This window comes from Streptomyces sp. SDr-06 (assembly GCF_003324565.1).
GTDB lineage: Bacteria > Actinomycetota > Actinomycetes > Streptomycetales > Streptomycetaceae > Streptomyces.
In genome coordinates, this window is record NZ_QOLA01000005.1 from 20,331 (window position 1) to 46,507 (window position 26,177).

A 26,177-nucleotide genomic window follows, 5' to 3' on the forward strand; every position below is an offset into this window, starting at 1 on the left:
CCCCGCCGCCGCGTCCGAACTCACCTGAATGTCAAGGGAGTTCGGACGCGGCGCCGCCTACTTCGACACCCGTACCGGCAGATCGCGCAGCGCCCCGCGCAGGGCAGCCGCGAACTCCTCGAACTCGCCCTGGCGAGCGGCGCCCGTCCGCATCGCCAGGGCGATGGTGCGCGAGGGGGCCGGTTCCGCGAAGTACCCGGTGACCAGGCGGTCGTTGCGGCCCGTCTCGATCTCCACCGCGGTACGCGGCAGCAGGGTCACCCCGAGCCCGCCCGCCACCAGCTGCACCAGGGTGGACAGGCCCGCCGCGGTCGTCGTCACCGGCGCCCCCTCGGTCCGCCCGGCCTCGCGGCAGATGTCGAGCGCCTGGTCGCGCAGGCAGTGGCCCTCGTCCAGGAGCAGCAGGTGCAGCTCGCGCAGCGCCTCGCGGGGGATGCCGTTGCGCCCGCCGAGCCAGTGGTCCTGCGGGGTGACGAGCACGAAGTCCTCGTCGAACAACGGGAGTTCGGTGACGCCGGGCACCCCGAGCGGCACCGCGAGCAGCAGCAGGTCGAGCCGTCCGGCGGCGAGCCCTTCGAGCAGCGAGGAGGTCTGCTCCTCGTGGACCTGGAGGTCGAGCTCGGGGTAGCGCTCGTGCACGAGCCGCAGCACGGCGGGCAGCAGATAGGGCGCGACGGTGGGGATCACGCCGAGCCGGAGGACCCCGGTGAACGGCGCCCGCACCGCCTCGGCCTCCTCCATGAGCTCGCCCACCGCGTCGAGGACTGCCTTGGTCCGCACCGCCAGCCGCTCCCCCGCGGGCGACAGCAGCACCTTGCGGGTCGTACGCTCCAGGAGCTGCACGCCGAGCGCCTCCTCCAGGGCCGAGACCGCCCCGGACAGGGCGGGCTGGCTCATGCCGATGGCGGCCGCCGCGTCGCGGAAGTGCAGATGCTCGGCGACGGCCGCGAACGCCCGCAGCTGCGCCAGGCTGGGCTGCTTGCCCCTATTGGTCATGACCACTGATAAGTACCTCCGATCACGGTGACCCAGTCTAGCTATTTCCCTGATCAATGCCCCGTGTGCCAGGATCGGTAATCCGTCCAACCCCGTAGGAAGCTTCCCGAATCCGCTCGATTCGGACTTCCTCGTTCGCAAGGAGAGCGCGTGCTCACTGTTGGTGACCAGTTCCCCACGTACGACCTGACTGCCTGCGTGTCGCTGGAGAGCGGCAAGGAGTTCCAGCAGATCGACCACAAGACCTACGAGGGCAAGTGGCGCGTAGTTTTTGCGTGGCCCAAGGACTTCACCTTCGTCTGCCCGACCGAGATCGCCGCGTTCGGCAAGCTGAACGACGAGTTCGCCGACCGTGACGCCCAGGTCCTCGGCTTCTCCGGTGACTCCGAGTTCGTGCACCACGCCTGGCGCAAGGACCACCCGGACCTGACGGACCTGCCCTTCCCGATGCTCGCCGACTCGAAGCACGAGCTCATGCGTTCCCTCGGCATCGAGGGCGAGGACGGCTTCGCGCAGCGCGCCGTCTTCATCGTCGACCCGAACAACGAGATCCAGTTCACGATGGTGACCGCCGGTTCCGTGGGCCGTAACCCCAAGGAGGTCCTGCGGGTCCTCGACGCCCTGCAGACCGACGAGCTGTGCCCGTGCAACTGGACCAAGGGCGAGAGCACCCTGGACCCGGTCGCGCTGCTGGCCGGTGAGTAACCCATGTCCCTCGACGCGCTGAAGTCCGCCGTACCGGACTACGCCAAGGACCTGAAGCTGAACCTCGGTTCGGTCATCGGCAACTCCGACCTGCCGGCCCAGCAGCTGTGGGGCACGGTGCTCGCCACCGCCATAGCGTCGCGCAGCCCGATCGTGCTGCGGGAGCTGGAGCCGGAGGCGAAGGCGAACCTGTCGCCCGAGGCGTACTCGGCCGCCAAGTCGGCCGCCGCCGTCATGGCGATGAACAACGTCTTCTACCGCACCCGCCACCTGCTCTCCGACCCGGAGTACGGCACGCTGCGGGCCGGTCTGCGGATGAACGTCATCGGCAACCCGGGCGTGGAGAAGGTCGACTTCGAGCTGTGGTCGCTCGCCGTCTCCGCGGTGAACGGCTGCGGCCAGTGCCTCGACTCGCACGAGCAGGTGCTGCGCAAGGCCGGTGTCGACCGCGAGACGATCCAGGAGGCCTTCAAGATCGCCGCGGTGATCCAGGCCGTGGGCGTCACGCTCGACTCCGAGGCCGTGCTGGCCGCTTCGGCCGAGTAGCAGGCGTACGTACGCGGGAAGGGCCCCGCCGGTGTCGCACCGGCGGGGCCCTTCCGTGTGTCCGGGGCCGGGCTACTCCCGGTCGGCTGCGGCCACGGCCGGCGGCGCCTCCGTCACGGCGACGGCGCTGCGCAGCGCGCTCTCCCGGGCGTGCGCCCGCAGATAGCCGACCACCGTGTTGGTGACCGCGACCAGCGGGACCGCCACGACGGCGCCGCCGATGCCGGCCACCAGGCCGCCGGCGGCCACCGAGAGCACCACCGCCAGCGGGTGCACCCGGACCGCGCGGCCCAGGATGAACGGCTGCAGGACGTGGCCCTCGATCTGCTGCACCGCGAGGACCACGATCAGCACCATCAGGGCGTTGAACACCCCGTCGGTCACGAGCGCGACCACCACCGCGAGCGCGCCCGAGACGACCGCGCCGACCAGCGGGATGAACGCGAACAGGAAGATGAACACGGCGAGCGGCACCGCCATGGGCACGCCCAGGAAATAGATGCCGACGCCGATGCAGATCGCGTCGATCAGAGCCACTATCACCGTCCCGCGCACGTACGCGGTGAGCGTGCGCCAGGCCTGCGGGCCCGCGCCGGCGACGCCCGGGCGGGCGGCGGCGGGCACCAGCTTGAGCACCCACTGCCAGATCTTCGGGCCGTCGTACAGCAGGAACAGCGTCGAGAACATCGCCAGCAGGATGCCGGTGAGCACCTCGACGAGCACGGTCACGCCCTGGAGTCCGGCCGAGGTGATCTCGTTGGTGTTGGACCCGATGGTGTCGCTGAGGTTCTTGGCGATCTGGTTGATCTGGTCCTCGGTGACGTGGAAGGGGCTGTTCAGCGCCCAGCGCTTGAGCTCCTCGATGCCGTCGCGCACCTTGTTGGACAGATCGTCGAGGTTGTCCATGACCTGCCAGACCACGAACCAGCCGACGAGCCCCATGATGACGAACCCGGAGATCGCGGTGACCGCGGTGGCCACCCCGCGCGGCAGGCCCATCCGCTTGAGCCGGGCGACGGTGGGCTGGAGCAGCGCGGTGATCAGCAGGGCCGCGACGAACGCCAGCACCACGAGCCGGATCGCGCTGATGACCTGGGTCAGCACGTAGAGCGTCCCGGCCAGCACGAGCAGCCGCCAGCCGACCTCGGCGGCGACCCGCATGCTCCACGGCACGGCGTCGACGGGATCCGGCCGGGCGGCGACCGCGGGCGCGTACGCGGGCGGCGGTGGTACGTGGTCGGGGGCGTGCTCGTCCGAAGGCGCCACCGGCACCGGCGACTTGGCATCCGGCTCGGGCCCGGCCGCCTCGGCCTCGGCCGAGCGGGGCTCGGACGCGGGGGCGAGGCTCGGAGCCCGGAAGGCGGGCGGCGCGGGGTCGACGACGGGACCGGCCCCGGCTTCGGCGTCCGCCTCGGCCCGGCGCTCGTCCAGGCGCTCTCCCATCCGGGTCAGTCCGGCGCCTAGCCGTCCGAGCAAACTGGGCACTCTCGACATGATCCCGCCATTTCCCTTTCCCCCGACGCTGAGTCTCCCCACCGCTTACCCCCGAGCCGTCCGGACCTGACCGTACACGGGCGAAGCCCCGCACCGAAGGACGGTGCGGGGCTCCGGAAGGTTGAGCGGCGCGGGCTGGTTTCTTCGCCCGCCCGAACCACCGGCCGACGGCTAGTACCAGCTGTTGGCCTGCCAGAACGACCAGGCGCCGCAGGGGCTGCCGTAGCGCTCGTTCATGTAGTTGAGGCCCCACTTGATCTGCGTGGCCGGGTTGGTCTGCCAGTCGGAGCCCGCGGAGCTCATCTTGGAGCCGGGCAGCGCCTGGACGAGACCGTACGCACCGGAAGAGCCGTTGGTGGCCTGGTAGTTCCAGCTCGACTCGTTGTTCACGATGTGGCTGAAGCACTGGAACTGACCGGCGGGGACGATCTGGCGGGCGAGCGCCTGCACGTCGGAGACCGAGTAGGAGCTCTGGACCGGGAAGTCGGCGCGGCTCGACGAGCGGCTGGCGGCCTGGGTCTCCAGGTCGCGGGCCTTGGCGTCCTTGGCGTCCTTGTCGGCCTTGTCCTTGTCGGCGGCGTCCTTCTTGGCCTTCGCGTCCTGGGCGGCCTGGACGCGCGCGGCCTCCTCGGCGGACTTCTTCGCCGCGGCGCTGGCCTGCGCGGACTGGGCGTCCGCCTGCTGCGCCAGGGACGCGGTCTGCACCTGGGCCTGCTGGCCGGCGGGAATGTCGGCGAGAAGCGTCGTGTCGGAGGCGGTGGCCTCGAAGTTGTCGTTCGAGGCGGCAGCGGGGCTGCCCGCGGCAACGCCGACGACGGCGCCAACGGTGGTGACCGCAGTGGCAGACGCCACCGCGAACCCCCGGACCGAGATCCGGCTCACACGGTTTCCTTCCAGCAGCGTCCGCACGGGTGACCTCGCGGACGCAATCGTGCCCCTGGCTCTCTCCTCCCAACTACTGGGTCACGGGAGGAACTGACCCGATGGGCAACTCCCCTGCGGGAAGTGCCGCGTGATGCGCGGGCGGCATACGGCTCAGCTATTGAGTTGCGTGGGTACAGAGGTACCCGGGGTACAGGGGTGCCGTATGCGGGGCCTGACGGATGCAAGACTCTGCCGGAAGCCCATGCCGCGAGGCAATTCCCCGTTGCGTGTGAAACCTCACACCCCGTTCACCCCAGTAGTTTTTTCCAACCACGCCCGTGAAGAGGCGCCGCCCGGCTAGGCTGTTGCGCTTGCCGGACGGCGCCAACTGGTGCGTACTGCCTCAGATCTGAACGTCCTCCAGCATTTCGGTCACCAGTGCGGCGATCTGCGAACGCTCGGACCGGGTGAGGGTGACATGCGCGAACAACGGGTGCCCCTTCAGCTTCTCGACGACCGCCACGACGCCGTCGTACCGGCCGACCCTCAAGTTGTCGCGCTGGGCCACGTCATGGGTGAGCACCACCCTCGAATTGGCCCCGATCCGGGACAGAACGGTCAGCAGGACGTTCCGTTCCAGTGACTGCGCCTCGTCCACGATCACGAAGGCGTCGTGCAGCGAGCGCCCCCGGATGTGGGTGAGCGGCAGGACTTCGAGCATGCCGCGCGACGTGACCTCCTCGATCACCTCACGGCTCGTCACCGCGGACAGCGTGTCGAAGACGGCCTGGGCCCAGGGGCCCATCTTCTCGGCCTCGGACCCCGGAAGATAGCCGAGCTCCTGCCCGCCCACCGCGTACAGCGGCCGGAAGACCATCACCTTCTTGTGCTGCCTGCGCTCCAGGACGGCTTCGAGGCCCGCGCAGAGCGCCAGCGCCGACTTGCCCGTACCGGCCCGCCCGCCCATCGAGATGATCCCGATCTCGGGGTCGAGCAGCAGATCGAGCGCGATCCGCTGCTCGGCGCTGCGGCCGTGGATGCCGAACGCCTCGCGGTCGCCCCGCACCAGCTTGACGTTGCCGTCCGGCGAGACCCGCCCGAGCGCCTTGCCGCGCTCGGAGAGCAGCACGAGCCCGGTGTGGACGGGAAGCCCGGCGGCCTCCGGCACGTAGAGCGTCTCCTCCTCGAAGAGCAGGTCCACCTGCTCGCCGCTGAGCGGCAGTTCGGCCATTCCGGTCCAGCCGGAGTCGGTGATGGCCAGCTCGGCGCGGTACTCCTCGGCGAGCAGGCCGACCGACGACGCCTTGATCCGCAGCGGCAGGTCCTTGGACACGACGGTGACGTCGTACCCCTCCGCCTGGAGATTGCGTGCGACGGCGAGGATCCGGGAGTCGTTGTCCCCCAACCTGTAGCCGGCGGGCAGGACGCCGGGATCGGAATGGTTCAGCTCGACACGGAGGGTGCCGCCTAGCTCGCCCATCGGGATGGGGGCGTCGAGACGTCCGTACCGGACCCGGAAGTCGTCGAGCAGGCGCAGGGCCTGCCGGGCGAAGTAACCGAGCTCGGGATGGTGCCTCTTGGCCTCCAGCTCCGTGACGACGACGATGGGGAGCACCACTTCGTGCTCCTCGAACCGGGTCATCGCATTGGGGTCGGCCAGCAGGACGCTGGTGTCGAGGACGTAGGTGCGCCGGTCGGGCATGCGGCGCTTTGTGCTGGTCACCACGGAAGGACGTACCCCCTCTTAAGAGGCGCATGAGATCGGGGTGCGACGGCGTCGCGGAAACGGGGACCGGGCTTCGACCGCGCTGCGCGGGCCGAGCTCCGGCCCTCCACGTCGCCCGCGCGCGGTGCGCGGTCGTCCTGGTGCAAAGGGCCTCCCGGGCGGGCGGCGTTGATGCCGCCCACTGAGATACGACATCCGTGGACCGGACATCGACCTGGGTGGGTTATGCCCTCGAACAAGCGAAGCCATGCCCCGTCATATGCCCGGGTTCCCACCCCGACCCAGCACCGACCCCGCCAGGGGCGCGGGGAACTGCGCGAGGGACCACCGACGGCGGGCAGCGAAAAGCCGGACGGGAGCACACGAGCCCGTCCGGCGTTTGAGGACAAAGGGGGGGTCAGAAAGAGGACCCACCCCTCACGTGCCGTACCTCCGGTGCCGCGCCGCGTAGTCCCGCAGCGCCCGCAGGAAGTCGACCTTGCGGAACGCGGGCCAGAACACTTCGCAGAAGTAGTACTCGGAGTGCGCGGACTGCCAGAGCATGAAGCCGGACAGCCGCTGCTCCCCACTCGTGCGGATCACGAGATCGGGGTCGGGCTGCCCCCGCGTGTACAGGTGCTCCGAGATGTGCTCGACGTCGACGATCTCGGCGAGCTCCTCGAAGGACGTGCCCTTGGCCGCGTGCTCCAGGAGCAGCGAGCGCACCGCGTCCGCGATCTCCTGCCGTCCGCCGTAGCCGACGGCGACGTTGACCAGTATCCCGTCGATGTCGTGCGTGGCCTGTTCGGCCTCCTTGAGCACGGCCTGGGTGTGCCCGGGCAGCAGGTCCGCGTTGCCGACGTGGTGCACGCGCCAGCGCCCGTCCGCCGCCAGGTCCCGCACCGCGTCCTCGATGATGCCGAGCAGCGGGATCAACTGGTCCTCGGGGCGGTCCAGGTTGTCGGTGGAGAGCAGCCAGAGGGTGACGACCTCGACATCGGTCTCGGCGCACCAGCCGAGCAGCTCCTGGATCTTGCTGGCGCCGGCCTGGTGACCCTGCTCGGGGCTGCGGGCCGATGCCTTGGCCCAGCGCCGGTTGCCGTCCAGGATGACACCGATGTGCTTGGGCACCTGGTCGTGGTCGAGGCGGCCTTCCACCCGGCGCGCATAGAGCCTGTACACCAGGTCGCGCAAACTCACCGATTCCACCCTCTCGTTGCCTTCCGGGGGCCCGCCGCCGCCCCGCACACCGGCCGCCCCAGGGAAAGCACAGTACTGCGGACGGGCGACGGCGGCCCAACTCGGTCTGTCACAAGTCCGTGATAAGCAGGGAAACGTGACTGAATCGCTCCGCTTCCTCGCCGCCCCGGACCGCTACGACTCCATGGAGTACCGCAGGACCGGCCGCAGCGGCCTCAAGCTCCCCGCCGTCTCGCTCGGCCTGTGGCACAACTTCGGCGACGACCGCGCCCTGGACTCCCAGCGCGCCATCCTGCGCCGCGCCTTCGACCTCGGGGTCACCCACTTCGACCTGGCCAACAACTACGGCCCGCCGGCCGGCTCCGCCGAGCTGAACTTCGGGAAGATTTTCGGCCAGGACTTCGCCCCGTACCGGGACGAGCTCGTCATCTCCACCAAGGCCGGCTATCTGATGCACCCGGGCCCGTACGGCGAGTGGGGTTCGCGCAAGTACCTGCTGTCCTCGCTCGACGCCTCGCTGAACCGCATGGGCCTGGACCACGTCGACATCTTCTACTCGCACCGCTTCGACCCGGAGACCCCCCTGGAGGAGACGATGGGCGCGCTCGCGTCCGCCGTCCAGCAGGGCAAGGCGCTGTACGTCGGCGTCTCCTCGTACAACAGCGAGCAGACCGCCGAGGCCGCCCGGCTGCTCAAGGAGATGGGCGTCCCGGCCCTGATCCACCAGCCGTCGTACTCGATGATCAACCGCTGGACGGAGGAGGACGGGCTGCTGGACACCCTGGAGGCGGCCGGCATGGGCTGCATCTCCTTCGTGCCGCTCGCGCAGGGCCTGCTCACCAACAAGTACCTCAAGGGCATCCCGGAGGGCTCCCGGGCCACCCAGGGCAAGTCCCTGGACCCGGGTCTGCTGAGCGACGAGGTCGTACGCCGTCTGAACGGACTGAACGACATCGCCTCCCGGCGCGGCCAGTCGCTGGCGCAGCTGGCGCTGGCCTGGGTGCTGCGCGACCCGCGGATGACGTCGGCGCTGATCGGCGCGTCCAGCGTCCGGCAGCTGGAGGAGAACGTGGCGGCGCTGGCCGGACCGGCGCTCACCGACGCGGAGTTGAAGGAGATCGACGCCTTCGCCGTGGACACCCGGGGCACCAACATCTGGGCCGACCGCGGCTGAGGTGGTGGGGGCTCCGGCCGCCGGGACGCTGCGGTCCGGACCCGGCCGGGCCCCGCGAAAGAAAAAACGGGCCGGTCCGTGGGGGGGATACGGACCGGCCCGAGGGGGGGTTTCCACCATAACCCTTCGTAAGTGATGCTGGGCGCCACGGCGCTCCGGAACTACGCTCCGAAACCGGCCCGGTACGCTCCGACGGTCCCCCGCAGGGGTGATGCCGACCGCGCGCCCGACCTTGACCGTGCAGGTCAGAGGGGCACCGCCACCCTCAGCGCCGCTCCTGGCGACGGATTCCGCGGCGGGAAATCCGTTCCGGATGTGCGTCACCCCACCGGGTCAAGGCGGCCGCGCCCCGTGACCGTCCGGTGTCAGCGTGTACGCGGCAAGGCCCCGGCCCGCCCGCTCCCGGCGCGGCGCAGCAGCGAGACGCCGTCCGCCTCCGCCACCCGTACGTACCCGTACTTCGTGAGCGCCAGCGCGTACTCCTGCTCCTGCCGGGCGGCCGGGTAGGGCCAGGTGCCGGGCGGGTAGGGCCAGGACTCCGGGGGCACGCGGTCGTAGGCGATCCACTGCGCCGTGGGGCGCGGGACGGGCCCGTCCGTCGCGTACAGCTTCCAGTGCACCGGGTAGGTCGGGAACAGGACCGTCGTGGTGCGCGAAGTCAGTTGGGGGACAAGGCGGTTGGAGGCCGCGACGGTCGCGCCGTCCGGGATCAGGCGGAGCAGTTCGCGCACCGTGGTGACGTGCCCGGTGGTGCGCCAGGTCGACCGGTGGGCGATCTGGGCGAGGGGGAAGGAGGGGACGAGGACGAGCGTCACCCCCAGCACCGTCGCCAGCGAGGCGCGGACGTGGCGCCGGGCGAGCGGGTCGCCCGCGGCGGCGTACGGCCGCAGCGCGTCCGTCAGGGCCGCGAGGACCACCGGCATCAGGACGGCCGTGTAGTGGAAGGCGGTCCCCCAGTGGAAGACGTTGGTGGACAGCATCCGCCAGCCGAGGGTGGGCACGGCGATCAGGGCGAGGGGGGAGCGCAGCGCGACGAGCGCGGCCGGTGCGAAGACCAGGACGAGCGTGGTGGCCTTCACCTCGGGCCGTACCGCGTCGAGCGGCGCGAGGGCGAGCGTGGTGAGCAGCGAGTGGTGCGCGGGCGCGAGGTTGGCGGCGTGCGCGTAGGTGCCCGCCGGGTTGAAGAACGGCATCAGGACCTTGAATTCGAGCGCGCTGCCCAAGAGGCCGAGCAGCGCGGTGGCGATGCCGAGCCGACGGGGGCCGCGCCAGGCGACGTACGCCCCGATCGCGGCCAGGGTGAGCCCGAGGTCCTCCTTGACCAGCAGCAGCGGCACCGCCCAGACGACGGCCCGGCGCCACCGCCTGTTGGCCAGCGCTTCGAGGGCGTAGGAGACGAGCGGGACCGCGAAGCACACCTCGTGGAAGTCGAAGCCGACCGCCGAGGCGATGCCCCAGCTCAGCCCGTACCCGAAGGCGACGACGTGGGCGGCCCGGCGGCCGAGGACCCGCGCGGCCTGCCGGGCGAGCGGCACGACGGCGAGCGCGAGCAGCGCGGCCTGCGCGATCAGCAGGGTGTACGGGGAGGGGAAGAGGCGGTACAGCGGCGCGAGGACGGCGAGCACGGGGTGGAAGTGGTCGCCGAGGAGGTTGAAGCCGTCGCCGCGCAGCGGGGCGACCGGCGCGTCGAGGTGGGCGTACGCGCGGACGGCCTGCTCGAAGATGCCGAGGTCGTAGCCGGTGGTGCGGACCAGGGCCTGGCGGCGGCCCGAGACGGTGGCGTACAGCAGGAAGAGCGCGGCGGCCCACCCCCACCACAGGAGGGCGGGCCGGCCGATGCGGACACGAGGGATGCGGGAGAGGGTGGGTACGGGCGTGATCGGCGGCTGTGCGCGCCGCCTTACCCTTTGGTCAGCAATTGTCCCCATGCATCCGGATGCTAGGGGTCAGCGGCCGGGCCTCAGGGGCTTGCGCGCCTCGATGAGGAAGCGTGTCGTGTGCGCGACGAAGGGGCCCTCTGCACGGATCTGCTCGTCGAGCGCCTTCAGCCGGTCGCGGTGCTCCTCGACGGTGAAGCCGGGCACCATCCAGATCACCTTGCGCAGGAAGTAGACGACGGCGCCGATGTCGTTGAACTCGGTGCGCAGCTTCTCCAGGCGCAGATCGACGACCTCAAGACCCGCGTCCTCCGCCTCCTTGCGCGCCTTGCCGGGGTCGCGGCCGCCGCGCACCTCCGGCGGCTGCGGTCCCAGGAAGTACTCGACGAGCTCGAACACGCTGGCCGGGCCCACCTGTTGGGAGAAGTACGTGCCGCCCGGGGACAGCACGCGGGCGATCTCGGACCACCAGGTGGTGACGGGGTGCCGGCTGACGACGAGGTCGAAGGCTCCGTCGGCGAACGGCAGCGGCGGCTTGTCCTCGTCGGCGACGACCGCCACTCCGCGCGGGTGGAGCAGGCTGGTGGCACGGGCGACGTTGGGCGCCCAGCCCTCCGTCGCGACCGCGAGCGGCGGCAGCTGGGGCACGGCGGCCAGGACTTCGCCGCCGCCGGTCTGGATGTCGAGGGCGGCGGTGGCCCTGGCCATCCGCCCGGCCATCGCGCGGGCGTACCCCCACGACGGCCGCTCTTCGGTGGCCCGCCCGTCCAGCCAGGAGAAGTCCCAGCCGTCGACGGAGACGGACGCGGCCTCGTCGATCAGTTCCTCGAAGGGGCGGTTGTTGTGGTTCCTGATGTTTCGGCCCATGTTGCGGACCCTACGCGGCGGCCCCGTGAGCCACTACCGTTTGTCCATGGGCCGATGGAGGGACGGAACGGGCGAGTTGAGCGTGCTCGACGGCGCCGGGACGGCGGTTCCGCTGGAGATCGCGGCGTCCTACCGGGCCCGCACCCGGGGCCTGCTCGGCCGCGACGGCATCGAGGGAGCGCTGCTGCTGACCCCGGCGAGCAGCGTGCACACGTTCAGGATGCGGTTCGCGATCGACGTGGCCCATCTGGACCGACGGCTCCGTGTGCTCGCGGTCCGCACGATGCCCCCGGGCCGCCTCGGCGCGATCCGGCCGCGCGCGCGGTACGTCCTGGAGGCGGAGGCGGGCGCGATGGCCGGGTGGGGGCTGCGGCCGGGCGCGCAGGTGGTCGTCGCGGCCGGGCAGGATCTCAGGACTTGAGCTTGGCCGCCTGCGCAACGGCGAGCTCGGCCGGGATCCGGGGCGTGTCGTCCCCGGTGACGTCGACGGCGCAGTAGGTGACCACGGTCGTCCCGCTGCGCACCACCTGGAAGACCATCGGCACGGCGCCGCCCTGCGCGACGCCCGTCAGCTCGTACGCCACCGCCTCGTCGCCCGCCTTCGGCGCGGGCAGCTCCTTGACCGCGGTGAAGACCGAGGGCTCCAGGTCGCCGCCCTTGGTCTGGAACCCGTCCGCGCAGGCACCGATGGCGGTGCGCAGCCGGGCGAGCACGTCGGGAGCGCCGGAGGGATGCGATCCGAGCACCTCGGTGACGACGGTCTGGTCCGACTGCCCGTCCTCGGTCGCGTCGACGAGCCGGCGGTAGACGGTCGCGGAGGGCGCGGGCTCGGGCGTGCCGTTGAGGACGGACACGAACGGCATGCACGCGGCCTTGACCGTCCTGGAACTGCCGGTCGGCGCGGCGCCCTCCAGCGGCTCGGCCGCGAAGTTCTTGACGTCGCCGGTCGCGAGGGCCGCCGCGCCGAGCTGTTCACTGGTGAGCGCCCCGGCCGCCTTCACCTTCGGGACGTCGCTCGCGCCGGCGGCGGCCGCGGTGTCGCGCACCGACCCGTCCTCGCCCTGGCCGCCCGCACCACTGGGCCCGCACGCCGCCGCGCCCGCGAGGGCGATCAGACACACCCCAGCCGTCGCCGCACGGCTCCGTACCAGCCTTGGCTTCATACCCTGCACCGTAACAACCACTCCTGTGCGTCGGCTGGGTGCGGAACGGCTGAATCCGGCGGATCGCCGCCCGGCACCGGCCGGCCACGCCGCTTTCACCCGGAGGCACCCCGTCCTCCCGTCACCGTTTCGGTTACCCCGCAACGGCGCCGCGCAACGACGTACGGGCCGGACGGTCAACCCGTCCGGCCCGTACGGGAGTTGACTCCCTCAGCGCCGGGTCGGGCGCGCGGGTCCGTGCTGCGCGGTCACCGCGTGCGGCACGGCCGCAGGACGGCGCGCAGCTGCCGGGGCGCCCGGTACGAACAGTCCGCTGTAGGCGTCGGTCGGGTTCAGCGGCTGGCTGTCGTTGGCCTCGGAGAGGATCGGCCGGACACCGCCCCCGTCGGCGGTCAGCCCCTCGTAGTCGCCCAGGAAGTGCCCCCAGCCGGCGTAGGGCGCCTGGAGCCAGTCGAAGACGCGGCTGATCCGCCGCTCGCTCGGGTACTCCTCGCCCCCGCGCGGGAAGGTGAGCAGCCAGGCGGCCGTGGGCAGCGTGGTGGTGTTGCCCGGGGTGAGGAAGCGCAGGTCGTAGTAGGTCAGCGACACGGTGCCGTGGGTGTCGACGGCGATGGACGGGGTGAAGGCGGGAGCGCCCGGCGCCTGGTTGACGCGGGTGGGCCCGGACCACGTGTGCCCGCCGTCCGTGGAGTGCACGAGCTGGATGGCGTCGTACGCCCCTCCGGTGAACTCGCTCCCCTCGTACGCCACGTACAGCTCGCCGGTCCGCGGGTCGATGGCGGCGTTCGGCAGCCCGGACCCGGCGCGGAGCGCCTTGCTCGTGTCCGCGGGCGCGTTGGGGTCGACCTCGGGGACGGAGGTGTCCACCGCCACCGTCTCGGGCTTGGACCAGGTCCGCGCCTGGTCGTCGGAGCGGACGACGGCGAAGTGCAGATCCGTCGGGGTGCTCGCGGTGACGTCGCTGTAGGTCTGCCACTCGAAGAAGTCGTACAGCGTGCCGGTGCGCGGGTCGGGGACGATCACGTTGCCGATGGTCTGCGAGTGCGGCACGGCGCTGGTGTCGACGAACGGACGCGCCTTCGACCAGGTGCGGCCCCCGTCCCGCGTGACGGAGAGGTAGGCCGGTCCGTCGTAGACCGCCCCCGGGCCGCTGGTGACCTGCTGGATCCGGTCCCACACCTGGTAGGCGGTGCCCGGGTGGAGCGGGTCTGCGGTCACGGAGTTCTTGTCGTCGGTGAACGCCGCGTCCGTGTCCTTGATCAACTCGGTGGTGTTCCGCCACGTCCTGCCGCCGTCGTACGAGGTCGAGGCGGCGACGCCGTTGCGCGGCGTGGTGGCGTCGAAGACGAGCCCACTGGAGTAGGCGGTCCCGTCGGGCCCGAAGCTGACCCAGGCGTCGGACGCCCGCTGGTAGTCGAGACCGCCGGGTGCGCAGTGGGTGTAGGGCATCGGAATCTGGGTGAAGTGGCGCCCGTCCCGTGAGTAGCTCGCGGAGATCCCGCGCGCCCCGCCGTTGGACCAGCGGTCCTGCTGGTAGACCCCGATGACGTTGCCCGGATCGCGCGGGTTCGCCGAGACGTACGGTTCGACCTCGGCCGAAGGGTGGTTGACCCCGGTGCCGTCCGCCGCGATGTTGCAGGCGGCGTACGGATCCCCGGGCGAAACCAGCACGACGGGCTGTCCCGCCGCCTGCCCCGTCCCGGCGACCAGCAGAAGCAACGCGGCCGAAGCGGCCCCCAACAGCCCTGCTCTGCCCCGCAATTGTGCACGTACACGCATGTAGACCCCCCATGGTCCATGGCTGATGCGCCTGCGACTTTCCCGGGTGGTGCCTGATGACGCTGTGCGCGGGCGACTCTATGGACACACGGGGCGAGCCGAGGGGGCTTTGGGGCACTCTTTGAAGAGGCCGGGCCTAGCCGCTGCTCCGCGTGAAGCTGACCTCCACCCGCCGGTTCTTCTTGCGGCCGTCCTCCGTCGAGTTGTCGGAGATCGGGTAGTCCTCGGCGTAACCCCGGATCTCGAAGGTCACGTCGGGGCCCAGCGACAGGGAGAGCGCCTTCTGTACGGCGTCGGCGCGCTCCTTCGACAGGACCACGCCGTGCTCGTGCGTGCCCAGATTGTCCGTGAAGCCGAACACCCGAACGCTGGTCGCCTTCTGCTTCTTGATCTCCGCGGCGATGCCCTGGATGCGGTCGTTCGCGTCCGGTGACAGGGCCGCGCTGTCCATCGCGAACAGCACCTCGGCCTGCAGCGCGAACGTCACGCTCGTATTGGTGTCGGACCGCCGTTCCTCGCCGCCCTGGTCCTCGACGATCGACTTGATGTCCAGCACCTTCGGCGCCGCGAGCGTGCCGCCCTCGGGGAGCTTCAGGTTCGGCGAGGTCGCGTCGACCTTCATCGAGGGGTCACTCGTCGCCTCGGTGCCGGGCAGCGGCGGGCTGCTCGGCGTCTCGTCGGCGTACGCGGTGGCGCCGCCGGCGCTCAGCACGAGCGCGACGGCGATCACCACGGCCGCGCGCCGGGTCCTGGTCCCGGTTCCGGTCCTGGTTGTCGTGCTGGTCATCGATCTGGTCATGGCGTGATCACCCGGAGACGGGGACGGACAGGGTGGGGAAGGTCGGCAGCTGGAAATCGACTTGCTTGGTGCCGTTGGGGGGGGCGGGGAACTGAGCGAAGAAGGGGACGGTCTGGCCTGCGTCCACGCTGGAAATCCCCATGGTGCACAGGCATTTACCCCCGGTGTCGCGCAGCACGTAGTAGCGCTTCTTGCCCACCTTGTCCACGAGGGTCGCCCCCGCTACGGAGTCGCCGCTGGCGAGGACGTCCCGTTCCGTTCCGGCCCAGTCGCTCGTGCCGTTGAAGCTTTTGGAACCAGGGTTGCGCAGCTGGCCGGACACCGTGACGAAGCCGCCCGAGTCCCGGGCCACGCTGTTGATCGTCAGAACCATCCCGCCGCCACCTGTGGCCTCGGCCAGTTTCGCGGTGGAGCCACCCTGCTGTGACGCCGAGCCCGACTGCTGCCCCTTTCCGGGTGACGTCGCCTTCGACGAGCCGGAGTTGCCGACGTTCGCCTTGTTGTCGTTACTGCTGTCGTCGCATCCGGCCACGGTGAATGCCAGGGCGGCCGCCATCGCTGCCGCCACAGCCCCCCTCCGGGCCTTCCACGCATGCCGAACGCTCATCGGTGCCATTCCTCTGCTCGTCACTCGCTGTCAGTCGACCAGCTTCACGGTGAAGATCTTCTCCAAGTCAGGCAGGGGCTCGACGGGCATGTTCTTGCCGTCACATGTGATCGTTACGGGTTCCGTAGGCGTCGGCGTGGGCGTCGGGCCAGTGGATCCACCACCGGGCGGGACAGCGCATCGAAGCTCAATCAAAGCCGTGGCGCTCGCCGTCGCGTGATCCTGTTCGGTACCCGGGATGACCGACTTGCCCACTGTGTAGCGTGTCTCGACACCCACGGTGAACTTGAACTGCCCGACGCGACCGGGGTGAGGCTTCCATCCCGACTCCACCAGGTCGGAGTGGTTCTTTACGGCGAAGTTCACCGCCTCAGCATGCGCATGGGCGATGACGGTCTCATCCTTGAAGATGTCGTCCAGGCCACCGGGCGTCTTGAGCGCTGTCAGGAGCTTCGGACCCAGCTCCTCCCGGGCACGTTGCGCAGCCGCAAGAGCCGCTGAATCCGCCGCCCCTTGCGCTCCGTTGCGTGTCGCGGATGCCTGACCGACCGCGAAGAAGGCGAACGCAAGAAAGAGCAGGCCCGCCACCATCACGATATAGATGGGGAAAGCCTGCCCTCTATCTGCGGAACCGATCCGGACTACGAGCCACCCGCCTTGACCTGGTCGATCTGGTCCTTGATCCGAGTCGTGATCTTGCTGCCAATCCCCGTGGCCATGATCCCCGCGATGATCGCCACCACCACCAGAATGATCCCCAGGTACTCGAACGAGGTCTGCCCCCGGTCGCGGGCCGCCGTGGTGTACCGGCGCCGGATGTGGGCGATCGCCGTGTCCCTCCAGCCGCTCACCCGCATCTGCGCAGCGACGGCGGTCCTCAGCAGCGTGTCCTGCGGCATCTCGCGGGTCTCCTCCGGTTGCGGCATCGCGTACGTCACCCGGAACGTAGGCCGGGGGTTCGGGGGCCGCCGAGGGCCCAGGGGCCCAAATCCGGGCCCAGAGGCGGGGGTTACGCATGGCTCACCCCCAGCCAGCGGGCGATCGCCTCGCTGCGGGTCGTGCTCCGCAGCTTGGCGAAGATGCGGTTGATGTGGTTCTTGACCGTCTTCTCGCTGATGAAGCACGTGGCCGCGATTTGCTGATTGCTCATGCCCGCCGCGATCAACTCCATCACCTCGGCCTCCCGCGAACTCAGCCTGAAATCTTCCCTGTTGCGCATGGACGCTGCCCGCTGTGCAGTTGAAGACTGTGCCACAACCGATTGCAGTTGCGAAAGGGATTGCGCGGAAATGGCAGGTCGCGGGTCTGGTTGCTCGCGCAGGTGGGCGAGGAGGGCGTTGGCCGCCGTGGTGGTGAAGACGGGGCGGCCCTCCCTCATCGCCCTTACCGCCGCGGTCAGTTCGTCGGCCGTGAACTCGCCGTGGACCAGGTAGCCCCCGGCGCCCAGCCGCAGCGCCTCCCGCACGATCTCGCTCTCCCGGCTGTACGTGAGCATCATGACGGGGGCCAGGACCACCAGGTGCGGCAGAGCCGCCATGCCGTCCACGCCCGGCATGCGGACGTCCAGCAGGATCACGTCCGGGCGGTGGCGCACCGCCGCCTCGTACGCCTCGCGGCCGTCGGCGGCCTCCGCGGCCACCTCGATGTCGTGGCGCCCGTGCAGCAGCGCGGCGAGGCCCGCCCGTACGACCGGGTTGTCGTCCGCGATCACGATCCGCAGCGGCCGGTCCGGTCCGGGCGCCCCGGCCGGGTGCTCCGAGCCCGGCACGGGCGGGCCCGCCGGCGTGTGCGGGACGTGGCCCGGGGCCCGGTCCCGCCACGTCCGTTGCTGGCCCGAGCTGTACGCGAAGTCGTCCGGCATGACACCCCCTCTCAAGGAGTCCGTGAGGTCGAGGGAGCGGGCGACGACGCGGGGCCGAGGGGAAGTTCCACCCGGACCTCCGTGCCGCTCGGCGCCGCGCCGCGGCCCACTCTGATGCGGGCGCCGATCACGGCGGCCCGCTCCACCATGCCCACCAGGCCGAAGTGGCCGGTGCGCTTCAGGTCGTCCAGGGTCGTGCCGGGCGGCAGGCCCCGGCCGTCGTCGCGGACGCTGAGGCGGAACATCGTGCCCTCGGCGCCCGCCGAGACCTCGATGCCGGTCGCCCCGGCGTGCCGGTGCGCGTTGTCCATCGCCTCGCTCGCGATCGTGACCAGATGCCTGGCCACCGCCGCCGGGACGGTGGGTGCCGGGCTGTCCCCGAGGTCGGTCCACTCCACCCGCATCCCCGTCCGGGCGGTGAAGTCCTCTACTGAGACAGCCAGTTCGCGGGCCACGTCCACCGTGCCGGGGGCCCGCCTCAGGTCCGCCAGCAGGTCCCGGGACTCGGCCGCGGCCCTGCGGGCGGAGCGGGCCACCAGTTCCGCCTGGTGGCGCACCGTGAGCGGGTCCATGCGGTCGGCCGAGGCGGCCAGGCCGTCGGCCGCCAGGGCCAGGCCGTGCAGGGTCTTGGCCACCGAGTCGTGCATGTCCCGCGCGAGCCGCGCCCGCTCCTCCTCCACCGCGTCGTGCACGGCCAGCCGCGCCCGGGTCTCCGTGAGGGCCTGGCTCGCCGCGCCGAAACGGAACAGGAGGTTGCGGATCGTCACCCCCACCGCTCCCGCGATCACACAGAAGCCGGGGAGCAACAGGGCGGAGGCGTCGGACAGGTGGTGGCGGGGGCCCGTCGCGTACACCACCGTCAGGATCGTGACCTGGAGGCCCGCGAAGACGCCCGCCCCGCGCCAGCCGTACACCAGGCCCGCGAGCAGCGGGGTGCAGATCGTGACGTAGCCGAGCGGGGACTCCGGGGTCGCGGTGACCAGCAGGAGCGCGCCGAACACGGCGTCCACGGCGAGCAGCCAGGGGTGGCGCAGGAGCTGCGGGCCGAAGCGCTCCCAGTCACGGAACAGGACGTACGAGCCCATGAAGGTGATCAGGACCGCCGCGCCTATCAGCAGGCCGGGGGCGCCCCTGGCCGCGCCCGCGAGCGCGAAGGGCGCGCCGGTCGCGATCATCGCAAGGCGGAATCCGAACACCTGGCGGCACATCGCCTGGAGCGCGTTGATCTGAAGGGTGAGGGCGGGGGGCGGCAGGGTCTCCGCCGCCCTGCGGACCGGCATCCTCAACCCCCTTGCTCCCAGGGCCAATGGGAGGGTCACTTGGGGCCTCCCAGGAAGCCGCCGAAGTCCAGGTTCGCGCCGTACACGAAGCCCACGCTGAGCAGGATCAGCGTGCCCGGCAGGAGGAAGGTCGTCACCGCGAAGGTGGCCTTGGGGACCGCTCGGGCCGCCTTGCGGCGGGCGTTCTGCGCGTCGGTGCGGCGCATGTCGGCGGCGATCGCGATCAGGGTGTCGACGATCGGCGCGCCCAGCTCCTCGCCCTGCTGGAGCGCGGTCACGAACATCGCGACCTGCTCGGAGTCGTTGCGTCTGCGCAGCTCCTCGAAGGCCTGGCGGCGGCTGACGCCCATGTCCATCTGGCGCAGGGTGATGCGCAGCTCGTCGGCCCAGGGACCCTCGTACTTGTCGGCCACCCGGTCCAGGGCCTGGCGGAAGCCGAGCCCCGCGCTGACGACCACGGCGAGCACGTCCAGGAAGTCGGGCAGGGTGCGTTCGATGTGGTCACGGCGGATTTGGACGGCCGACCAGATGCCGACCTCGACCCAGAACAGGGCGAAGGCCACCATCAGCAGGGCGATGATCCAGTGGCCGCCGAGCAGCATGACGAACGCGGCCACCGCACCGAGGATCCCGTACACCGCGCGGCGGGCCGCGTACCGGTCGATGGTGAGGCCGCCCGGGTTGCCCGCGAGGTCGATCCTGCGGCGCTTCCGGTTGACCCGCTCGGGGCCCATCATCCGCAGCACGGCGGGCGCCCAGCGCATGCCGAGCCGGTCGACGGCCGAGCCGACGGCCGTGGTGCGGGTCGCCCCGACCTCCAGGGCCACCGCGAGGTCGCTCGGGAGCTTCACCTCGGCGCGGTACATGCGGATGCCGAGGAACACCCCGTACACACTCAGGCCCATCAGGGCCGCGAAGAGCAGTCCCATGGTCCGGCTCACTCCCCTTTCTCCGGTCGGCTGTGTGGGCTCGTACGCCGATGCCCGTACCCGTACCGCCGGGTCATACGTCGATGCGGGACAGGCGGCGGACCACGAAGAACCCCAGGGCGTACAGGGCGATCGCGACGATGACGGCCGCCTGGCCGAGCAGGGCTCCCGTCATGCGGTCGAGCGCGCCGGGCATCACCGCGTTCAGCATGAGCAGCGCGGCCACCCCGAAGCCCGGGACGGCGTACGCGGTGACCGTCACCTGGGCCAGCGTGGTGCGCACCTCGCGCCGGGTCTCCTTGCGCTCCTCCAGCGTCGTGGTGAGGTTGCGCAGCGAGCTGACCACGGTGCCGCCCGCGCGGTTGGCCAGCACCAACGTCGTGACCAGGACGACCAGTTCGCGCGAGGGCAGCCGGTCCGCGAGCTCGCCGAGCGCGTCGTCGAGGGACTCCCCCATCGCGAGCCGGTCGGTCACCCGGCCCAGCTCCTCGCCCGCCGGTGCCTCCATCTCCTCGGCCGCCATGGCGATGGCCGTGCGCAGCGCGAGCCCGGCCTGGGTGGCGTTGGCGAGGATGCGGGACATCTCGGGGAGCTGGTTGATGAAACGCTCGATGCGTTTCTGGCGCTGCCAGTTCAGGAACGAGTTGGCGCCCCACAGCCCGGCGAGCCCCGCGATGGGCCCGAAGAACGCGGCCAGCACGGACGCGGCGATCAGCCACAGGGCGGCCACCCCGGCCAACATGTACACGAAGAACTCGCCGGGGGTGAGGTCGAGGCCGGTGGCGGCCAGCTTCCGTTCGATGCGGCGGCCCAGGGTCGTGCCGCGCAGCCTGCGGTCCACGCCCCGGAACGGGCGGTGCCGGCCTGTCGCGCCCGCGGCGCCCGGGTTGCTGAGCCGGTCGATGAGGGCTTCGCGCTGGGCGCGGCCCGCACCGTAGGAGCGCAGCCCCAGGACCGCCAGCACCCCGGCGAGCAGGGCGACGCCGAGCGTGAGGAAGGAGAGGTTCATCTGCGCGTTCCCTGTCGGTTGGCGTGGGCGGGCCCGGGGGCCCGGCGGACTCAGTTGGCGTGGCGGACGGTGAGCTGTTCGGCGTGGGCGGCGACCCCGTACGCCTGCGGGACGGGCTGGTTGGCGAGGTAGAGGCGGTCGGCCACGCGGCGGGGCAGCGGGAAGTAGTGGAAGCGGCCGTGGATGCGACCGTCGGCCGCCATCGGCTGGGCGTCGAAGCGGCAGACGGTGGTGATGCGGTACGGGTCGCGGCCGTGCGATTCGAGGATCGCGATCTCGGTGATCTTGCGGGCGCCGTCGGCGTGCCGGGTGAGCTGGACGATGACGTCGACGGCCGAGTTGATCTGGTCGTGCAGCGCCTCGAAGGGGACCTCCACCTCGGACATCGACGCCAGCGTCTGGAGTCGCATGAGGGCGTCCTCGGCGCTGTTGGCGTGCACGGTGGCGAGTGACCCGTCGTGGCCGGTGGACATCGCCTGGAGCATGTCGAGGGACTCGCCGCCGCGGACCTCGCCGACGACGATCCGGTCGGGGCGCATGCGCAGCGAGTTGCGGACGAGGTCGCGGATGGAGACATGGCCCTTGCCCTCCACGTTGGGCGGCCGCGACTCCAGCCGGATGACGTGGGCCTGCTGGAGCTGGAGCTCGGCGGAGTCCTCGATGGTGATGATGCGCTCGTGCGGCGGGATGAGACCGGAGAGGGCGTTGAGGAGCGTGGTCTTGCCGGTGCCGGTGGCGCCCGACACGATGATGTTGAACCGGGCCTGGACGAGCCCGGCGAGCAGCAGCAGCATGGGCTCGTCGAGCGAGCCGAAGGTGATCATCTCCTGGAGCGTGAACGACCTCGGGAAGCGGCGGATGGTGAGCGTCGCGCCGGTCAGCGAGAGCGGCGGGATGATCACGTTGACCCGCTCCCCGGACGGGAGCCGGGCGTCCACCATCGGATTCGACTCGTCCACGCGCCGGTTGACGGTCGACACGATCCGCTCGATGGTCTGCATCAGCTGCTCGTGCGAGGCGAACCGGAGCGGCAGCTGCTCCACCCGGCCGCCGCGCTCGACGAAGATCTGGTCGGGACCGTTGACCATGATCTCGGTGATGGAGGCGTCTTCGAGGAGCGGTTCGAGGATGCCGAGACCGAGCGCCTCGTCCACGACCCGCCGGATCAGCTGGGCCCGCTCGGCCGTGGAGAGCACCGGTCCCTCGCGGCTGATGATGTGCCCGAGCACCCGCTCCAGACGGGCCCGGCGTTCGGCGGCGGCCAGCGAGGACATCTCCGCGAGGTCGATCTCCTCCAAGAGCTTGGCCCGGTAGGAGGCGACCAGGTGGCCGTCCTCCCGGCCGGGGCCGGTCTCCTCGGGGGCGGCGATGCGGGCCCGCAGACTCATGTCGTGTCTCCCGTCGTCTCGGGTCAGTTCCGTTGCCGCAGTTTCGGCATGGTGGAGGTGCGGGTGGCGGTGCCGAAGAAGCCGTCGCCGAGGCCGGGAATGACGCTGGGGATCTTGACGGTCACGGTGTACGTGGCTTCGTCGCCTGCGACACCGCCCTCGGGCGGCCCCGGGTGCAGCCAGCCCGCCACCGCCGCGTCGACCGCGGCCTGTGGGCTCACCCCCTTCGGGTCGTCCAGACTCGCCGCCCGCGCCGCCGCCCGCGCCCCCGTGCCCGCCTGGTTCGCGGCGTACGCGGCGACCCCCAGCTGGATGGCCGCGAGGCCGACGAGCAGCAGGATGGCGACGAACCCGATGTACTCCAGGGCCACTTGACCCCGGTCGGGCTCTCGGCGCGGAGGGATGCGCACGGCTCAGCGCTCCTTCACGTGGGCTGCGGTGCCGGACACGGGGAAGCCGTTGAGGACGCCGGGGACCAGGATGGGGACCTTGAGGGTGACGGTGACCCGGTACATGTCACCGCTCCCATCGCCGGGGCACGCCGGATCGCCTTCGAAGGACGACGGCACCTCGCGCAGCGCCGCCGCCCGGCACAGGGCCGCCGGCGCGCCCTCCGCCGCCGCCCCCGCCCGCGCCCCCTCGTCCGCCGCGTTGCCCGCGAGGACGAAGGCGTAGCCGACCAGGGCGCACTGCCACAGCGCGACCAGGAGCAGCAGGATCAGCGGGACCACGCCGATGAACTCGATCACGGTCTGCCCCCGGTCCCGCTCGCTCTGGGGAATCCGCATCAGCCGCCCCTGCGCCTGAGCACCAGGCCGGAGCCCCGGGCGGCCCGCGCCTTCGGCCGGCCCTCGGGGGCCTTGAGCAGGCCGAGTTCGCCGGCCAGCGCCCACACGGCCTGCCTGACGGTGCTCTTGCCGTCGAGGTCGTGCAGGCGGCCCGCGTCCACGGCCGTCTGGAGCTCCTTGAAGTGGGCGGGGACCGAGGTCTGGGCGACCCGGGTGCCGGTGATCTTCTGGACGAGCGGGGGCTGGATCTCGGTGTTGCGGGTGTGCCGGTTGACGAGGGTGGTGGTCTCCTCGGCCTTGCGGATCTGGAGCCGGTCCCACATCCGTACGGTGCGCTTGGCGCCGCGTACCGACACGACGTCCGGCGTGGTGACCAGGAGCGCGATGTCGGCCATCTCGACGGCGGCGGCGTTGGCCGCGGTCATCTGGGTGCCGCAGTCCACGACGACGGCCTCGTAGCGGGTGCGCAGCGCGCCGATGATCTGGCGGGCGGCCCGGTCGGTGACCTCCTCGCCGCGTTCGCCCTCACCGGGTGCGAGCAGCAGGGCGAGCCCGCTCTCGTGGTTGAAGACGGCGTCGGCGAGGACGCGGGGTGAGATGTCGGTGATCGAGGCGAGGTCGGCGATCGAGCGGCGGAACTGCACGTCGAGGTAGGAGGCGACGTCGCCCGCCTGGAGGTCCATGTCGACCAGCACCGTGGTGCGGCCGGACGCCCGTGCCGCCAGCGCGAGTTGGACGGCGACGAGGGTGGTGCCGACGCCGCCCTTGGCGCCGGTGACCGTGGTGACGGTGCCGCCGGGCCCGGTGAAGACGTCGAGGCTCGCGCCCAGGTGACGGCGTACGCCCGCGGACCACTGGGCCGCCGCCTGGACGCGTACCGCCAGCTCCTCGTAGGACAGGGGCAGCGCGACCAGACCACGGGCGCCGGAGTCCATGGCGGCGGAGAAGACGGCGGGCCCGGCGTCGGAGGAGATCAGGACGACCCCGACGGCGGGGAAGCGCAGGGCGACCTCGCGGATGAGCTCCAGGGCGGGGGCCGGGCCGATCCGCTCGTGGACGAGGACGACCTCGGGGAGCTCGTCCAGGGACGCGCCCGCGAGTCTGGCCAGGGTGTCGAGAAGCTGGGTGGAGTCGCCGACGGGGACGGCGGGTTCGGCGTCGGGGAGCTGGCTGAGCAGGGTGGTGACGGAGCGGGCGGCGTCGGCGTCGGCGACGGCCGGAAGGATTCGGGTGGTCATCCGCACCTCACTGGTCCTTTTCGAGCCGGTACGTACGGTCACCGGGCGGGATCGTGCTGTCGCCGTTGCCGCGGCCGACGAGCGCGAGGCGGACATGGGTGGCGAACGACTCGGCGTAGGCGACCCGTTGGGCGTCCAGGGTGCTGAGGGCGAAGGTGATCGGGACGGCCTGGGTGGCCTGGTTCTTGTCGGACGGGCTCGGGTTCAGGGCCTGGAGCGAGCCGACGGCGATGACCCGGGCGTTGGCGACGATGAGCTTGGACTCGGGGGTGTCGCCCTGCTTGGTGGCGGCGAAGGTGGCGAAGATGTTGACGGTGTCGTTGCCGTTGATCTTTCCGGCCACCCCGGTCGACGCGTCGATCATGATGGCGATCTCCTGTTCGCCCGGCCTGAGTTGGGGCCGGTCGGTGAACATGCCGTTCTGGAGTAGCGACCCTTTGGTGAGGTGGGTCGCGGCCATCTTGCCGACCACGTCGGACAGGTCGGTCACCGCGCCCTGGGAAAGCCACCGTTTGGGCATGCTCGTCTTCGCGAACTGGTCGGCCTTCAGGGTCGCGTAGGCGTCGATGTCGTCCTTGAGCTTGTACGCCGTCACCTCGGGCCCGACCTTGGAGTTCACGTCGCTGATCACCGTGAGCACCCCGGCGAAGGCGCCGAGGGCGCACAGGACCGAGAGGAGGAGAAGGATGATGCCGCGGCGCTGGCGGGAGTTCATTGACCGTACGACCTCGTTCGCTGACGTGGGGCAGAGCGGGCAAGTGGCGGGCTGCTGAGGCGCGGTGGGTCAGGGGCCCGGGGCGATGGCGCGGCGGCGTTCGGCCCGGGTGAGGGGCCGGGCACGGTAGGCGGAGGCGGGGACGGGGCCGAGGGCGGCGGCACCGTGGGGGGCGTCGTGCTCCTCCTCGGGCGGCTGGGGCGAGGCGCAGAAGCCGCAGCGGTCGCCGATGAGTTCCATGGCACACCAGCGGCACCGTTCGCGCCGTACGGAGGCGACGAGCTGGTAGAGGACGGAGATGTCGGGCAGGTAGGCGGCGAACTCGGTGAGCTTGCCGGTGCCCCACCAGGCGGCCGAGTCGGCGGGCAGCGCGGTCTCCTGCACGGCCTTGACCTGCCAGGCGGGGGCGAGGGTGGTGGTGATCCAGTCGGCGTGGGCGGATCCCCTGGCCAGCAGGAGGTGGCAGGCGAAGTCGGGCCCGGTGAGGGTGGCGGCGGGGCCGACCTTGACGAGTTGGGGCCGTGGGTGGGCCACGACCGCGAACTGGCTGCCGGGCATCCAGGACCTGGCGTGCGCGGTGAGGCCGACCGGGATGCGCTCCAGGCGGGTGACGGAGCTGAGGACGGCTCCGGCGTGGATGTAGTGCGAGAGCAGCCGCGCGGCCGACGCGATCACTCCGGGGCTGAAGTCGCAGACCGAGAGTTGCCTCAACTGCCGTACCAGCAAAGCGAGTCCGAGCGGCGGGAGTTCGGATTTGATCAGGGTGATGCGATCGGTTTCCAGGAGCGACCGAACGGTGTGCAACCGGTGTTCGTGGGCCGGGGAAATGGACGCCGGATAGCAGGCGATGACGTAGCCGTGCTGTTCAAGGAGGCGGTGCATGTCGGCGAGGGCCGAGTCGAGGGGCTGGGCGTCGGGCGACTGGAGCAGCGCCGCGAGCGGCGTCTGCGGGTCGGTCGGCGGCAGCACCAGGTCAGGGCTGGTGACGGCTATCGCGGTCGACACGTCGCGGGCCCCCGTTCACTGATCGCGGTCGCCACCATGGGGCCCCCGTTCCGTGCGGACGCGCGAGCCTGTGCGAGCCCCCACGACCGCAACTGATCCCTGCAATTCCCACCTGCCTCAGCACTTTATCCACGACCTACGGGGTGGAGAACCGTCTTCCCCTTTCCTGTGTGCTTCCGCGGCCGGTT

27 protein-coding genes are annotated in these 26,177 nt (G+C 71.2%); 4 read left to right on the forward strand and 23 right to left on the reverse strand.

Annotated elements, in window-relative coordinates:
• Positions 1-57: 57 nt before the first annotated feature.
• Positions 58-996, reverse strand: coding sequence for a hydrogen peroxide-inducible genes activator (locus DT019_RS13010; protein ID WP_114037242.1), 939 nt, complete (start codon positions 994-996; stop codon positions 58-60).
• 150 nt (positions 997-1,146) lie between these two features.
• Between DT019_RS13010 and DT019_RS13015 the strand changes: the two genes are divergently transcribed.
• Both DT019_RS13015 and DT019_RS13020 read left to right on the forward strand, forming a co-directional pair.
• The gene (locus tag DT019_RS13015) at positions 1,147-1,701 is read left to right on the forward strand and encodes a peroxiredoxin (RefSeq protein ID WP_114036947.1); all 555 of its coding nucleotides are present in this window, start codon (positions 1,147-1,149) and stop codon (positions 1,699-1,701) included.
• A 3-nt stretch (positions 1,702-1,704) separates the two neighbouring features.
• On the forward strand, positions 1,705-2,247 hold the full coding sequence (locus tag DT019_RS13020) for an alkyl hydroperoxide reductase (RefSeq protein ID WP_114036948.1): 543 nt from the start codon (positions 1,705-1,707) through the stop codon (positions 2,245-2,247).
• A 72-nt stretch (positions 2,248-2,319) separates the two neighbouring features.
• Here the strand turns inward: DT019_RS13020 and DT019_RS13025 are convergent, their stop codons facing one another.
• The 4 genes from DT019_RS13025 to DT019_RS13040 form a co-directional block, all read right to left on the reverse strand.
• Positions 2,320-3,741: an AI-2E family transporter gene (locus DT019_RS13025; protein ID WP_114036949.1), complete on the reverse strand. Its 1,422-nt coding sequence runs from the start codon at positions 3,739-3,741 to the stop codon at positions 2,320-2,322.
• A gap of 171 nt (positions 3,742-3,912) precedes the next feature.
• Positions 3,913-4,623 carry a transglycosylase SLT domain-containing protein gene (locus DT019_RS13030; RefSeq protein ID WP_114036950.1) on the reverse strand — a complete coding sequence of 237 codons (711 nt, stop codon included), beginning with the start codon at positions 4,621-4,623 and terminating at the stop codon, positions 3,913-3,915.
• Between the two features lie 385 nt (positions 4,624-5,008).
• A complete protein-coding gene (locus tag DT019_RS13035; protein ID WP_114036951.1) occupies positions 5,009-6,331 on the reverse strand; it encodes a PhoH family protein in 1,323 nt (440 codons plus the stop codon).
• A 417-nt stretch (positions 6,332-6,748) separates the two neighbouring features.
• Positions 6,749-7,510, reverse strand: coding sequence for an isoprenyl transferase (locus DT019_RS13040; RefSeq protein ID WP_114037243.1), 762 nt, complete (start codon positions 7,508-7,510; stop codon positions 6,749-6,751).
• A 136-nt stretch (positions 7,511-7,646) separates the two neighbouring features.
• On the opposite strand from DT019_RS13040, the gene mgrA reads away from it, so the two are divergent.
• Entirely contained in the window at positions 7,647-8,684 is a 1,038-nt protein-coding gene (mgrA, locus tag DT019_RS13045; RefSeq protein ID WP_114036952.1) for an L-glyceraldehyde 3-phosphate reductase, read from the forward strand.
• Between the two features lie 365 nt (positions 8,685-9,049).
• Here mgrA and DT019_RS13050 read toward each other — a convergent pair whose 3' ends face one another.
• Complete coding sequence (locus DT019_RS13050) at positions 9,050-10,612, reverse strand: DUF2079 domain-containing protein (protein WP_114036953.1); 1,563 nt, start codon at positions 10,610-10,612, stop codon at positions 9,050-9,052.
• An 18-nt stretch (positions 10,613-10,630) separates the two neighbouring features.
• A complete protein-coding gene (locus tag DT019_RS13055) occupies positions 10,631-11,428 on the reverse strand; it encodes a class I SAM-dependent methyltransferase (RefSeq protein WP_114036954.1) in 798 nt (265 codons plus the stop codon).
• A gap of 46 nt (positions 11,429-11,474) precedes the next feature.
• Here DT019_RS13055 and DT019_RS13060 point away from each other — a divergent pair, with 46 nt between their 5' ends.
• Positions 11,475-11,849 (forward strand): DUF192 domain-containing protein, encoded by a 375-nt coding sequence (locus DT019_RS13060; RefSeq protein WP_114037244.1) that lies wholly within the window; start codon positions 11,475-11,477, stop codon positions 11,847-11,849.
• On the opposite strand, the gene DT019_RS13065 is transcribed toward DT019_RS13060, so the two are convergent.
• The 16 genes from DT019_RS13065 to DT019_RS13140 all read right to left on the reverse strand — a co-directional run bounded on the left by DT019_RS13065 (position 11,839) and on the right by DT019_RS13140 (position 25,989).
• Positions 11,839-12,591 carry a hypothetical protein gene (locus DT019_RS13065; RefSeq protein ID WP_147267307.1) on the reverse strand — a complete coding sequence of 251 codons (753 nt, stop codon included), beginning with the start codon at positions 12,589-12,591 and terminating at the stop codon, positions 11,839-11,841. The two genes, DT019_RS13060 and DT019_RS13065, sit on opposite strands and share 11 nt — an antisense overlap.
• A gap of 210 nt (positions 12,592-12,801) precedes the next feature.
• Positions 12,802-14,370, reverse strand: a complete 1,569-nt coding sequence (locus DT019_RS13070; RefSeq protein ID WP_114036956.1) for a sialidase family protein — start codon at positions 14,368-14,370, stop codon at positions 12,802-12,804.
• Positions 14,371-14,506: 136 nt separating this feature from the next.
• Positions 14,507-15,157 carry an OmpA family protein gene (locus DT019_RS13075; RefSeq protein WP_114036957.1) on the reverse strand — a complete coding sequence of 217 codons (651 nt, stop codon included), beginning with the start codon at positions 15,155-15,157 and terminating at the stop codon, positions 14,507-14,509.
• A gap of 19 nt (positions 15,158-15,176) precedes the next feature.
• A complete protein-coding gene (locus DT019_RS13080; protein WP_317617758.1) occupies positions 15,177-15,737 on the reverse strand; it encodes a hypothetical protein in 561 nt (186 codons plus the stop codon).
• Between the two features lie 69 nt (positions 15,738-15,806).
• Positions 15,807-16,367, reverse strand: a complete 561-nt coding sequence (locus DT019_RS13085) for a pilus assembly protein TadG-related protein (RefSeq protein ID WP_114036959.1) — start codon at positions 16,365-16,367, stop codon at positions 15,807-15,809.
• Between the two features lie 50 nt (positions 16,368-16,417).
• Entirely contained in the window at positions 16,418-16,675 is a 258-nt protein-coding gene (locus DT019_RS13090; RefSeq protein WP_114037245.1) for a hypothetical protein, read from the reverse strand.
• A 110-nt stretch (positions 16,676-16,785) separates the two neighbouring features.
• Positions 16,786-17,637: a response regulator gene (locus tag DT019_RS13095; protein ID WP_114036960.1), complete on the reverse strand. Its 852-nt coding sequence runs from the start codon at positions 17,635-17,637 to the stop codon at positions 16,786-16,788.
• Between the two features lie 11 nt (positions 17,638-17,648).
• The gene (locus DT019_RS13100) at positions 17,649-18,956 is read right to left on the reverse strand and encodes a sensor histidine kinase (protein WP_411292705.1); all 1,308 of its coding nucleotides are present in this window, start codon (positions 18,954-18,956) and stop codon (positions 17,649-17,651) included.
• Positions 18,953-19,846 carry a DUF5936 domain-containing protein gene (locus DT019_RS13105; protein WP_114036962.1) on the reverse strand — a complete coding sequence of 298 codons (894 nt, stop codon included), beginning with the start codon at positions 19,844-19,846 and terminating at the stop codon, positions 18,953-18,955. The genes DT019_RS13100 and DT019_RS13105 overlap by 4 nt, the downstream gene beginning before the upstream one ends.
• A 73-nt stretch (positions 19,847-19,919) precedes the next feature.
• On the reverse strand, positions 19,920-20,855 hold the full coding sequence (locus tag DT019_RS13110; protein WP_114036963.1) for a type II secretion system F family protein: 936 nt from the start codon (positions 20,853-20,855) through the stop codon (positions 19,920-19,922).
• A 50-nt stretch (positions 20,856-20,905) separates the two neighbouring features.
• Positions 20,906-22,243 (reverse strand): CpaF family protein, encoded by a 1,338-nt coding sequence (locus tag DT019_RS13115; RefSeq protein ID WP_114036964.1) that lies wholly within the window; start codon positions 22,241-22,243, stop codon positions 20,906-20,908.
• Between the two features lie 23 nt (positions 22,244-22,266).
• Positions 22,267-22,653: a septum site-determining protein gene (locus DT019_RS13120; RefSeq protein ID WP_114036965.1), complete on the reverse strand. Its 387-nt coding sequence runs from the start codon at positions 22,651-22,653 to the stop codon at positions 22,267-22,269.
• Positions 22,654-22,656: 3 nt separating this feature from the next.
• Positions 22,657-23,031 (reverse strand): TadE/TadG family type IV pilus assembly protein, encoded by a 375-nt coding sequence (locus DT019_RS13125; protein WP_114036966.1) that lies wholly within the window; start codon positions 23,029-23,031, stop codon positions 22,657-22,659.
• On the reverse strand, positions 23,031-24,269 hold the full coding sequence (locus tag DT019_RS13130) for a CpaE family protein (protein WP_114037246.1): 1,239 nt from the start codon (positions 24,267-24,269) through the stop codon (positions 23,031-23,033). Before DT019_RS13130 ends, DT019_RS13125 begins: the two co-directional genes overlap by 1 nt.
• A 7-nt stretch (positions 24,270-24,276) precedes the next feature.
• A complete protein-coding gene (gene cpaB, locus DT019_RS13135; RefSeq protein WP_114036967.1) occupies positions 24,277-24,984 on the reverse strand; it encodes a Flp pilus assembly protein CpaB in 708 nt (235 codons plus the stop codon).
• 69 nt (positions 24,985-25,053) lie between these two features.
• A complete protein-coding gene (locus DT019_RS13140; protein ID WP_223279469.1) occupies positions 25,054-25,989 on the reverse strand; it encodes a hypothetical protein in 936 nt (311 codons plus the stop codon).
• Between the last annotated feature and the right edge of the window lie 188 nt (positions 25,990-26,177).

Excerpts from the sequence above, each read along its gene's own strand:
- DT019_RS13010 (WP_114037242.1), bottom strand. The coding sequence starts at position 996 with ATGACCAATAGGGGCAAGCAGCCCAGCCTGGCGCAGCTGCGGGCGTTC.
- DT019_RS13020 (WP_114036948.1), top strand. The coding sequence starts at position 1,705 with ATGTCCCTCGACGCGCTGAAGTCCGCCGTACCGGACTACGCCAAGGAC.
- DT019_RS13025 (WP_114036949.1), bottom strand. The coding sequence starts at position 3,741 with ATGTCGAGAGTGCCCAGTTTGCTCGGACGGCTAGGCGCCGGACTGACC.
- DT019_RS13050 (WP_114036953.1), bottom strand. The coding sequence starts at position 10,612 with ATGGGGACAATTGCTGACCAAAGGGTAAGGCGGCGCGCACAGCCGCCG.
- DT019_RS13055 (WP_114036954.1), bottom strand. The coding sequence starts at position 11,428 with ATGGGCCGAAACATCAGGAACCACAACAACCGCCCCTTCGAGGAACTG.
- DT019_RS13060 (WP_114037244.1), top strand. The coding sequence starts at position 11,475 with ATGGGCCGATGGAGGGACGGAACGGGCGAGTTGAGCGTGCTCGACGGC.
- DT019_RS13065 (WP_147267307.1), bottom strand. The coding sequence starts at position 12,591 with ATGAAGCCAAGGCTGGTACGGAGCCGTGCGGCGACGGCTGGGGTGTGT.
- DT019_RS13070 (WP_114036956.1), bottom strand. The coding sequence starts at position 14,370 with ATGCGTGTACGTGCACAATTGCGGGGCAGAGCAGGGCTGTTGGGGGCC.
- DT019_RS13075 (WP_114036957.1), bottom strand. The coding sequence starts at position 15,157 with ATGACCAGCACGACAACCAGGACCGGAACCGGGACCAGGACCCGGCGC.
- DT019_RS13085 (WP_114036959.1), bottom strand. The coding sequence starts at position 16,367 with ATGGTGGCGGGCCTGCTCTTTCTTGCGTTCGCCTTCTTCGCGGTCGGT.
- DT019_RS13090 (WP_114037245.1), bottom strand. The coding sequence starts at position 16,675 with ATGCCGCAGGACACGCTGCTGAGGACCGCCGTCGCTGCGCAGATGCGG.
- DT019_RS13095 (WP_114036960.1), bottom strand. The coding sequence starts at position 17,637 with ATGCCGGACGACTTCGCGTACAGCTCGGGCCAGCAACGGACGTGGCGG.
- DT019_RS13105 (WP_114036962.1), bottom strand. The coding sequence starts at position 19,846 with ATGGGACTGCTCTTCGCGGCCCTGATGGGCCTGAGTGTGTACGGGGTG.
- DT019_RS13110 (WP_114036963.1), bottom strand. The coding sequence starts at position 20,855 with ATGAACCTCTCCTTCCTCACGCTCGGCGTCGCCCTGCTCGCCGGGGTG.
- DT019_RS13115 (WP_114036964.1), bottom strand. The coding sequence starts at position 22,243 with ATGAGTCTGCGGGCCCGCATCGCCGCCCCCGAGGAGACCGGCCCCGGC.
- DT019_RS13125 (WP_114036966.1), bottom strand. The coding sequence starts at position 23,031 with ATGCGGATTCCCCAGAGCGAGCGGGACCGGGGGCAGACCGTGATCGAG.
- DT019_RS13130 (WP_114037246.1), bottom strand. The coding sequence starts at position 24,269 with ATGACCACCCGAATCCTTCCGGCCGTCGCCGACGCCGACGCCGCCCGC.
- cpaB (WP_114036967.1), bottom strand. The coding sequence starts at position 24,984 with ATGAACTCCCGCCAGCGCCGCGGCATCATCCTTCTCCTCCTCTCGGTC.